The sequence below is a fragment of the Xanthomonas albilineans genome, from assembly GCF_002939705.1.
Taxonomy (GTDB): domain Bacteria; phylum Pseudomonadota; class Gammaproteobacteria; order Xanthomonadales; family Xanthomonadaceae; genus Xanthomonas_A; species Xanthomonas_A albilineans.
This window is the reverse complement of record NZ_MDCB01000091.1, coordinates 1-567: the sequence shown is the minus strand read 5'-3', so window position 1 is coordinate 567 and position 567 is coordinate 1. Positions and strand designations below refer to the sequence as shown.

Below are 567 nucleotides of genomic sequence, written 5' to 3'. Positions count from 1 at the left end.
CGGGGACATCGAACGCGTCGAAATCCGCACCAGCCTGATCGCGCGCCTGGAATCCGTGTTGACCACCGTGTTTCCAGCAGGCAAGAAGCGCGGCACGACGTTCTTCATCGGCGACACGCGGGGCAATGCCGGCGACAGTCTCGAAGTAGTGCTGGCAGGAGAAAAGGCGGGCCTGTGGATTGATCGTGCCACTGGCGAGGGCGGGGATCTGTTCGATCTGATCGCCGCCCACCTTGGCGCCGATACTCATACCGACTTCCCAAGGGTGCTCAATGAGGCCGCCGATCTGCTCGGTCGCGTCCGTTCGTCGCCGGTGCGCAAGGCCCGCAGGCAAGCGTCCGTGGCCGATCTCGGCCCCGCCACCGCGAAGTGGAACTACCTCGATGCCGACGGAAAGTTGATCGCCATCGTCTACCGCTACGACCCGCACGGGCGCAAGAAGCAGTACCGGCCGTGGGATGCCAAGCGCGGCAAGATGACCCCACCCGACCCTCGCCCCCTGTACAACCAGCCGGGGTTGGTGACGGCCAGCCAGGTCGTGCTGGTCGAAGGCGAAAAGTGCGCGCA

1 pseudogene is annotated in these 567 nt (G+C 65.3%); it reads left to right on the top strand.

From position 1 onward, the window contains the following. Positions 1–567 (top strand): annotated as a pseudogene (locus XalbCFBP2523_RS15880) (phage/plasmid primase, P4 family); the annotation flags it as partial.